Here is a 7,860-nt window from a genome sequence, read left to right on the forward strand (position 1 = left end):
GCATACCAAGACTGGATCCATAGCTACAATCACCACAGGCCCCATACCGGCATCGGCGGCAAATCACCCATCGACCGCGTTCACAACGTCAATGGGAAGTACAGCTAGGGGTTGGCCGGGCGTGGTCAGTGGGGTGCGCCGAGTTCGATGAGGAGGACGCCTCCGATGATGAAGATGATGCCGAGGCTCATGAGCCGGGTGAGGGGATCCTTGAACAGGAATCGGGACAGGATGGCGGTGAGGGCGACGCCGGCTGCGGCCCAAATGCCGTAAGCGATGCCGACGGGCATTCCTTGGGCGAGTGCGAGTCCGAGCATGCTGAAGGAAACCAGGTATCCGATCGCGACTGCCGTGTACCAGCGCCTGTTGTCGATGGCGAGGCGGAGGCTGATGGTGCCGGAGACCTCGAACAGGATGGCGCCTACGAGGAGGAGGTAGGCCATCAGACGGTCGCTGGCTTCTTGTGGGCTGCTTGAGCTCCGAGTTCAACGCAGAGGACGCCGGCGATGATGACGATGATGCCGACGGCCATGAGAGTGGTGATCGGTTCTCCGAAGATCAGGAGAGAGCCAACGGCGGTGAGTACGACGCCGCTCGCTCCCCAAATTCCGTATGCGACCCAGAGGGCCATGCCCGTGCGGAGTATCGCGGCGAGCAGGACGAATCCGCTGAGGTAGCCGATGACAACGACGACGTAGAGGGCGGGGTGCTCGAGGGCGCCCTTGAGAGCGAGTGAGGCTGTCACTTCAACCAGGACGGCGGGAATCAGAAGTAGCCAGGCTTTGGGGTTGGTCATGATCGGATTCTTTGTAGGTTGAGCTTCTGGACGGCCTGTGTCTCACCCAAGCTGATCACCGCCATCGAGACGTCGGCACGGTTCGGAAGTGGGCACGTTGGCGATTGTTCGCCGGCGGGCCCGCCCCCAGCGCGGCGGGATCTGCGCGGCTGGTAGCGGACCACGCCAGAGATGGTCCGGGGGTGTTGCGGGTGGGATGGAAGGACCGCTTCCTGTTTTTTAGCGGGTGCTGCGGCCTTGAGCGGCGGAGGTGACCAGGTCGCTCTTGGTCAGCGTCGCGCTTGTACGGAGTGCGGTGGCCCAGATCGCGGTGTCGGTGACGGCGGCCCAGTTCGAGTGCAGTAACGCCATGAGGGTTTCGTGGACCTGGCGTGCGGGTGCGGTACCGGCCTCGTTAGCGAGGTCGATTGCCCCCGTCGCGTCCGCGAGTACTTCGACGGCGAAGCCGAGGGGCTCGGCAGCTGCAGCGGAGGCGACCACGCAGTTGTTGGTCATGTAGCCGGCGAGCGTAATCGTGTCGATGTTCTGCTCGCGCAACCAGACTTCAAGGGCCGTGTCGGCGAAGATGCTGGAAAACCGCTTGCTGATGCGCTTAGCTGCGGCGTTCTCATAGGCGGCTACCGTGGGGTGGTTCTGCCAGGTCGGTGCTCCGTAGGCGAATACGGGGGCGTCCGCCGGGAGCTCGTGCTGGACGAGCACCACAGGCGTGTCGGTTTGCTGGGCCGCGTCGAGCGCGGTTTGGATGCTGGCGATGGAGTCGCCGCGGGCCGGGAATTGAATGGGGAGCAGTCCGTCGAAGTATTCCTGTTGGGCGTCGATGACGATGAGAGCTCGGCGTGGTGTGGACATGGGGTTCTCCTTCAGGGAGGGTTGGTCGTGGATGTGTGGAATGCGGGGTGTGGGTTCTACTGCGCGGCGGCCGCGAGCGATGTTTCTAGGTGGGGCATTGCGTAGTGATTGGCGATCAGGCTGATTCCTTCCTGGTCGAGCGATGCAGAGTGACCGCCAACGACGAGAATCACCTCATCGGCGCCGGTGCGCTCCTGTAGGGCTTCGATACGAGCGGCGACCGTATCGGGCGTGCCGTGGAGACTGCGGTCGGTATAGGCGTCGAGAATATGGCGCTCCTGCACCGTGGCTTGGTAGGCCTCGACCTCGTCCGGGGGCAGCAGCAGGTAACCTTCGCCCTTGAACATGCGCAGCATCGCCATTGCCGACGTTGCCGACTGCCGCTTGGCCTCGATCGGGTCGTTGCTGATTGCCACGGGCACGCTGATAAGGGTGTGTGGCTCGGCGAGCACGTCGGAGGGCTGGAAGCTTTTACGGTAGACGCGAATGGCCGTGTCGACGTCGGCGTCGCCGAACTGCAGCGCAAACGCATAGGGTCGACCGAGCTGCCCGGCCAGTTGAGCCGAGTACGGTGAGGAGCCCAGCACCCACATCTGCGGCGTCCTCGAAGGTGCGGTCACCCGGTTTTCCTTCGCTTGCCAAGGGCCCGGTACCGCGTGGACCTGTCGATACGGATGCCCGGACGGGAAGTCATCGGCCAGGAACCCGAGCAGTTCCAGTATTTGCTGTGGAAATCCGTCATTGGCGTCCGCTCCCCGGCGCAACGCGGCGGCAGTGGCCCCGTCAGTGCCTGGAGCTCGACCGAGGCCGAGATCGATCCGGCCCGGGGCCAGCGCCTCCAACATTCCGAATTGCTCGGCGATCAGCAACGGGGAATGGTTAGGCAGCATCACCCCTCCAGCTCCAAGACGGATGCGCATCGTTTCTGCGATGAGGCGGGCGATCATCAACGGAGGCGAAGACACAGAGGTCGCTCCCATCCCGTGATGCTCAGACATCCAGAACCTATGAAAGCCGCGTTGATCTGCGGTCCGCGCAAGCGAGATCGTGCCCTCGAGCCTCTCCTCAGCGGTGATCCCGACGCCGGTGCCGCCAGCGGACAGAACAGACAAGGCGAACGCCGCCGCGCCAGATGGACGACCCAACCTCACAGCAACTCCTCATGGGAAAAAGCTCTTTTTGACATGATGTGAGCCTAGCATCTGTCTCATGTTTAAAAGACACTGATAACATGATAACCATGTCAGAAACACCGCTCGCCGCCGCGCCGGGCGCCCAGGAACATCCGAGCCTCGCCTTGGTCAATAGCGCAGGTGACGCTGCGGGCGGCAAAGGCTACGACGAAATGAGCACTCCAGAGGCCGCCGAGGCGTGGCTGATGGCACGTGATCTCATCGGACCCGAAGCTGTCCTGCACGAATATTGCCGAGGCCGGCTCGTGGCGCTGCGCGCGGATCTGCGCGATCTCTTCACCGCTCACACCACCGGAGACGTCCCCACGACGTCCGCGGTACACGCTCTGAACACCGCCCTAACCTGTGTTCCCGGCGCTCTGCTGTTGCGGTTCGACCCACAGGCGGGATTCATCCGTCGCGCGGACCACCCCGTGACTCAGGTCGTAGAACACGTCATGGCCATGATTGCCGATGATGCCGCCTCGCTACTCAGTGGCGACCAAGCCTCGCAGCTCGCGTCCTGCGAAGCAACCTCCTGCCAACGGTTCTTCGTCCGCACCCACGCCCGACGACAATGGTGCTCAACCCGGTGCGGCGACCGGGTCCGCGCCGCGCGCGCCTACTCACGTAAACGCTCAAGCCACAGCACGCAGGTTGTGTGACACACCGCGACAAGGCCGCGGCATTCCGGACCTCCGCTCGTGACACTTTTGGACACGGATGGTCCTACGGAAGCAGATCATCGGCCATAAAGCATTGCAATAATCGTGCCATTTATGGCTGCGACTCACAGGCTACGCGCGCGTGTCCACGCGACAGCAGTCCACCGACCGGCAACAGATCGACATCCTCTCCGCTGGCGTCCGGCGTGACGACCTCTACGTCGACCACGGCATCTCCGGCGCGCAAGCGTCACGGCCCCAGTTCGACCGGACGCTCGACGCACTCCACGACGGCGACACTCTCGTCATCACGACGCTGGACCGGCTGGGCCGATCGACGCAGAACATGCTGGCTTTCGCCGAGGAGCTCCGCGGTCGCGGCGCCGGCCTTCGCGTACTCAACCTGAGCGGCGGCGATGTCGATACTGCGACACCGATGGGGTCCATGCTGTTCACGATCATGGCTGCACTCGGACAGATAGAACACGAAATCAAACGAGAACGTGTGATCGACTCCATCAACAAACGCCGCAAAGCCGGCAAGGATCTCGGTGGGCGCCCGCGGATCATCACCGACAGCCAAATCCGTAATGCGCGTCGACTCAGCGACGGTGGAGAGCCAGTGACAACGGTTGACCGCGATCTTGGAATGACTCGAGCAACGTTCTATCGCCGAGCGCGGGCATTGGACCTCGCCGGAGAGTCATCTGAGGCGTCGACCACTAGAAACCGCCCTCCCTTCACCGGGTATTTTCTCGGACGGGACTTACGGGACGACCCCTCTCATGGCATCGCCATTTCACCGCGGATGGAAGGGGCTCTCCCCGTAACGACACGAGGGATGGACAAGGGAACCCCCGGCACGCAACGCCACCAAAGGTGGGCTACGGCTGTTCAAAAATGCTTGCCGCCATCGGTCAAAACCACTGCCGCGAACGGTCAGTCAGATATTCCGACTCCGGTCAGTTTAGAGTTGCCGCTTACACAGGAGCGCGCACGCATCGCTCGGGAGATGCACGACATCGTGGCCCACTCGCTGGCCGTGATCGTGACCCAGGCTCAGAGCGGGGAGCTGGTCGCGGGGAAGTCGCCGGAGCGTGCGGCCACCGTACTGGGCACGATTGCCGCAACCGGCCGGGTCGCGCTGGCCGACATGCGGCGGCTGCTCGGCATGCTTCGGGCGGAGGGCTCGGAGTCGAGCGGCTCAGGTCCGCAGCCGTCTCTCGCCGACCTGCCGCAGTTGCTGAACCGGGTCGGCGCCACGGGCTTGACCGTGCGTCGCACCGACGAGGGGACTGCGAGACCGGTGGGGTCGGCCGTCGAGCTGACGCCGTTCCGGCTGGTGCAGGAGAGCCTGACGAACACGCTGCGCCACGCTGGGCCCGGCGCCCGCGCCGACCTGCGCCTGGCCTGGAATGCGCGCGAGCTGATCGTGACCGTCAGTGACAACGGGGTGGCGCGGTGGCACCCGGCAATGCCTCCGGGCACGGGATGATTGGCATGCGGGAACGGGTCGCGGTGCTCGACGGTACGCTCGCCGCCGGCCCGAAGCCCGGCGGCGGCTTCGAGGTGCGCACGGTGTTGCCCACGTCCGGCATCGCGGCCACCGGGGAGGCGAACGGGAAGTGGCGATGATCCGGGTTTTCATTGTGGACGACCAGGCCCTGGTCCGGGCCGGCCTGGCAATGGTGCTCGAGTCGCAGGAGGACATGGCCGTAGCCGGCGAGGCCGGTGACGGCGCGCAGGCCCTGGACCGGTTGGCGGGTAGCGCCGTGGACGTGGTGCTGATGGACATCCGGATGCCCGTGCTGGATGGGGTGGAGGCGACCCGGCAGTTGACCGTGCGACCGGCGGCGCCGAAGGTGCTGGTGCTGCCGACGTTCGATCTGGACGAGTACGCGTTCGCCGCGCTACGCGCCGGCGCGAGCGGGTTCCTGCTCAAGGACGCCCTCGCTGGGGAGCTGTGTGCGGCGATCCGCACCGTGTATCGGGGCGAGGCGGTGCTTGCCCCGCCGACCACCCGGCGCCTGGTCGACCGCATGCTGGCCGACTGCCCGGTACCCGAGCCCGGCCCCGACCCGCTCGCCCCGCTGACCGCACGGGAGCGCGAGGTGCTGCTGGCGATGGCGCGCGGGGAGTCCAACGCGGAGATCGCCGGCACACTGTACCTGTCCGAGGCCACCGTCAAGACCCATGTCGGGCGGGTGCTGGCGAAGCTGGGGCTGCGCGACGGGGTCCAGGCGGTGATCTGGGCCTACGAGCGGCGCCTGATCCGCCCCGGCCATCCGCCGCGGTAGCCGTCATCCTCGAGGATGACCTGAAGCCCGCGAAATCCGGCTCTGGTAGCAGATGCCGACGACCCGCGAGCGACGCGCTGCACTGCCCGACGCTGATACGATCAAGGCATGACCAACGCCTCGACCCTGACCCGCTGGGTTCCCCGCCGGACCGGCCGAATCCCCGCCCTGGTGGGCTGGTGGACCCTCGGGCTCGCCGTGCCGTCGCTGGTGCTCCTGCCCACCTCCCCCTTCTGGCTGGTCCTGGCCCTCGGAACCCTCGCGCTCGTCGCCGCCCGGCGCGACGACCAGGCGGCGGTCGAGCTGCCGACGTCATGAGGATCCCGCAGACCGCGCACACCTCACGGCCCTGGCGGATCCACGAGATCGCCCACGACTTCCGCCTGGAGGACGTGTGGGCGTTACCGACACCTGGTGGCCCTGGCGACTTTTCGCGGCTGATACGGCAAATCGCTACGCTCGACGAGTCGACCCTCCGGTCCCCGGCCGCCCGCGCCCTCTTCGCGATCCGCCACCAGGTCGGGACACTCCTCGGCTGGGACAACCGGGACTCCGGAATCGGCACCCGGGTGCCGACACTGCGAGACCGGCTGCCAGCCGACCTGAGCGACGCGCCGACCGGCCCGAGGTTTGAAAACCTCTCCTTCACCCCGGTCTACTTGACCGACCACGAGTGGGTCGGGGAGTTGGCCAACCAGACCGTACACGCGGTCCTGCACCTGAGTTGGGTCCCCGACGGCGCCGGCGGGCACCGCGGCCAGATGGCGGTGCTGGTGAAGCCGAACGGGCTCTTCGGGACGATCTACATGGCCGCGATCGCACCGTTTCGCCACCTCGTCGTGTACCCGGAGCTGATGCGGTCCATCGGACAGCGCTGGTGCGACGACCCCGCGCGGCCGGATCAGACCTGACCGCCGACTTGACGGCGTCCTCGCAGGCGTCGAACTGCCCGTAGCGGCGGACGAGCGCGCCAAGCGTGCATGTGGCCTTCCAGGAAGGACGTCCAAGCCGGCGGAGGCGAAGATGCGGTGAACGCTTGACTAGGACGGAGTGAACTGGCCCACTAGGACGGGGTGGATTCGAGGCGATCCGTGGGGATGCCCGGCGTGAGGGGCTGTCGATCCGGCAGCCGGCCGTCCGTCATCAGGTGCACCGGCGCACGGTCCGTCAGGCGCTGAAGGCGCCAGCGCCGCCGCCTCGCAAGGTCCCGGTGGGTCGGGCGCAGCCGGAAGAACAGGTTCGCCAGTACGAACGACACCACAGCGCCCAGCACCGCCGCCAACGTGCCCCCGACGACCGCGATCACCACCACCGCCAACAGGTACAGCAGCAGCAGAGACGCCAGCGCCAGCGTGCCCCGCACCTCGACCAGCAGCACCGTCATCAGCGGCAGACGCCGTAGTCGTACTGGAGCCACAGACCCGGCTCAGGGGTCCAGGGCGGGTGCACGCGCATGTTGCGGGCCCGGTATTTCGACTTCAATTCAACCAGCGTGGTCCGTGTTGTTCGCTCGCACCCGGTGAACCCCAGAGCCAGGAGCTTCTCATGCACGACGTCGCCGCGGATCTTCCCGCGGGACTGCTCCACCCAGGAGGCCATCTGCGGCAGGAACGGGTCGGTCATCCGGCCGCGTTGCCGGGCCGCCGGCGCCTGCGCGCCGTCCTGACGGGCCTTCACATACGATCGCACCGTGTTGTGCGATACACCGCAGATCTTCGCGGCATCCCGTTACGACCGGGTCAAATCATTTGCAGCTAAAATTTCCATGAACACTCCTGGAGACTTCACAATAAGCCCCTTCCTTCCCACAACGGGTGAAATACAGACGATTGGCATCGCCATTTCACCGCGGAAGGATGGGGCTCTCCCCGTAACGACACGAGGGATGGACAAGGGAACCCCCGGCACGAAACTCCACCAAAGGTGGGCTACGGCTGTTCAAAAATGCTTGCCGCCATCGGTCAAAACCACTGCCGGGTTGCGTCCAATAGCGTGGTGTAACCCCCGGCCCTGATGGGCGTGTTGCACCGATGTGAGGCGGCCACCGCGTGATTCTTGGAAAGACCGATCAAGTCTTTTCC

General features: G+C 65.6%; 13 protein-coding genes and 1 pseudogene. 8 read left to right on the plus strand and 6 right to left on the minus strand.

Going from position 1 to position 7,860, the window contains the following annotated elements; all coding sequences use genetic code 11:
- On the plus strand, window positions 1-108 hold a 108-nt coding region (locus E3O67_RS09995; protein WP_167726473.1), incomplete at its 5' end, for an integrase core domain-containing protein.
- Window positions 109-125: 17 nt separating this feature from the next.
- On the opposite strand, the gene E3O67_RS10000 is transcribed toward E3O67_RS09995, so the two are convergent.
- The 4 genes from E3O67_RS10000 to E3O67_RS10015 all read right to left on the minus strand — a co-directional run bounded on the left by E3O67_RS10000 (window position 126) and on the right by E3O67_RS10015 (window position 2,796).
- Window positions 126-443, minus strand: a complete 318-nt coding sequence (locus E3O67_RS10000) for a multidrug efflux SMR transporter (protein ID WP_134426735.1) — start codon at window positions 441-443, stop codon at window positions 126-128.
- Window positions 443-796, minus strand: a complete 354-nt coding sequence (locus tag E3O67_RS10005; RefSeq protein ID WP_134426737.1) for a multidrug efflux SMR transporter — start codon at window positions 794-796, stop codon at window positions 443-445. The genes E3O67_RS10000 and E3O67_RS10005 overlap by 1 nt, the downstream gene beginning before the upstream one ends.
- Window positions 797-1,015: 219 nt before the next feature.
- The gene (locus E3O67_RS10010; RefSeq protein WP_135102610.1) at window positions 1,016-1,645 is read right to left on the minus strand and encodes an isochorismatase family protein; all 630 of its coding nucleotides are present in this window, start codon (window positions 1,643-1,645) and stop codon (window positions 1,016-1,018) included.
- A gap of 56 nt (window positions 1,646-1,701) precedes the next feature.
- Entirely contained in the window at window positions 1,702-2,796 is a 1,095-nt protein-coding gene (locus E3O67_RS10015; protein WP_135102611.1) for an LLM class flavin-dependent oxidoreductase, read from the minus strand.
- Between the two features lie 89 nt (window positions 2,797-2,885).
- Here E3O67_RS10015 and E3O67_RS10020 point away from each other — a divergent pair, with 89 nt between their 5' ends.
- From E3O67_RS10020 to E3O67_RS10040, 7 genes and pseudogenes are all read left to right on the plus strand, one after another.
- The gene (locus E3O67_RS10020) at window positions 2,886-3,482 is read left to right on the plus strand and encodes an ABATE domain-containing protein (RefSeq protein WP_241979089.1); all 597 of its coding nucleotides are present in this window, start codon (window positions 2,886-2,888) and stop codon (window positions 3,480-3,482) included.
- 118 nt (window positions 3,483-3,600) lie between these two features.
- A pseudogene (locus E3O67_RS10025) lies at window positions 3,601-4,170 on the plus strand (recombinase family protein); the annotation flags it as partial.
- 153 nt (window positions 4,171-4,323) lie between these two features.
- Window positions 4,324-4,977 (plus strand): sensor histidine kinase, encoded by a 654-nt coding sequence (locus E3O67_RS17460; protein ID WP_255575820.1) that lies wholly within the window; start codon window positions 4,324-4,326, stop codon window positions 4,975-4,977.
- Window positions 4,978-4,982: 5 nt separating this feature from the next.
- Window positions 4,983-5,117 (plus strand): hypothetical protein, encoded by a 135-nt coding sequence (locus E3O67_RS17625; RefSeq protein WP_255575819.1) that lies wholly within the window; start codon window positions 4,983-4,985, stop codon window positions 5,115-5,117.
- Entirely contained in the window at window positions 5,114-5,779 is a 666-nt protein-coding gene (locus E3O67_RS10030; protein ID WP_135102615.1) for a response regulator transcription factor, read from the plus strand. The genes E3O67_RS17625 and E3O67_RS10030 overlap by 4 nt, the downstream gene beginning before the upstream one ends.
- 108 nt (window positions 5,780-5,887) lie before the next feature.
- Window positions 5,888-6,097, plus strand: coding sequence for a DUF6463 family protein (locus E3O67_RS10035; RefSeq protein WP_134426745.1), 210 nt, complete (start codon window positions 5,888-5,890; stop codon window positions 6,095-6,097).
- Entirely contained in the window at window positions 6,094-6,690 is a 597-nt protein-coding gene (locus tag E3O67_RS10040) for a DUF2867 domain-containing protein (RefSeq protein WP_135102612.1), read from the plus strand. Before E3O67_RS10035 ends, E3O67_RS10040 begins: the two co-directional genes overlap by 4 nt.
- 152 nt (window positions 6,691-6,842) lie before the next feature.
- Here E3O67_RS10040 and E3O67_RS17830 read toward each other — a convergent pair whose 3' ends face one another.
- Both E3O67_RS17830 and E3O67_RS10050 read right to left on the minus strand, forming a co-directional pair.
- On the minus strand, window positions 6,843-7,163 hold the full coding sequence (locus tag E3O67_RS17830; RefSeq protein ID WP_167726571.1) for a DUF4118 domain-containing protein: 321 nt from the start codon (window positions 7,161-7,163) through the stop codon (window positions 6,843-6,845).
- Entirely contained in the window at window positions 7,163-7,468 is a 306-nt protein-coding gene (locus E3O67_RS10050; protein ID WP_135102614.1) for a hypothetical protein, read from the minus strand. The genes E3O67_RS17830 and E3O67_RS10050 overlap by 1 nt, the downstream gene beginning before the upstream one ends.
- Window positions 7,469-7,860 lie beyond the last annotated feature (392 nt).

This window comes from Cryobacterium sp. TMT3-29-2 (genome assembly GCF_004564305.1).
In the GTDB taxonomy this organism is placed as follows: domain Bacteria; phylum Actinomycetota; class Actinomycetes; order Actinomycetales; family Microbacteriaceae; genus Cryobacterium; species Cryobacterium sinapicolor.

Coding starts and splice junctions, on each gene's coding strand:
- E3O67_RS10000 (WP_134426735.1), bottom strand. CDS start 443: ATGGCCTACCTCCTCCTCGTAGGCGCCATCCTGTTCGAGGTCTCCGGC.
- E3O67_RS10005 (WP_134426737.1), bottom strand. CDS start 796: ATGACCAACCCCAAAGCCTGGCTACTTCTGATTCCCGCCGTCCTGGTT.
- E3O67_RS10010 (WP_135102610.1), bottom strand. CDS start 1,645: ATGTCCACACCACGCCGAGCTCTCATCGTCATCGACGCCCAACAGGAA.
- E3O67_RS10020 (WP_241979089.1), top strand. CDS start 2,886: ATGTCAGAAACACCGCTCGCCGCCGCGCCGGGCGCCCAGGAACATCCG.
- E3O67_RS17460 (WP_255575820.1), top strand. CDS start 4,324: ATGGACAAGGGAACCCCCGGCACGCAACGCCACCAAAGGTGGGCTACG.
- E3O67_RS17625 (WP_255575819.1), top strand. CDS start 4,983: ATGCGGGAACGGGTCGCGGTGCTCGACGGTACGCTCGCCGCCGGCCCG.
- E3O67_RS10030 (WP_135102615.1), top strand. CDS start 5,114: ATGATCCGGGTTTTCATTGTGGACGACCAGGCCCTGGTCCGGGCCGGC.
- E3O67_RS10035 (WP_134426745.1), top strand. CDS start 5,888: ATGACCAACGCCTCGACCCTGACCCGCTGGGTTCCCCGCCGGACCGGC.
- E3O67_RS10040 (WP_135102612.1), top strand. CDS start 6,094: ATGAGGATCCCGCAGACCGCGCACACCTCACGGCCCTGGCGGATCCAC.
- E3O67_RS17830 (WP_167726571.1), bottom strand. CDS start 7,163: ATGACGGTGCTGCTGGTCGAGGTGCGGGGCACGCTGGCGCTGGCGTCT.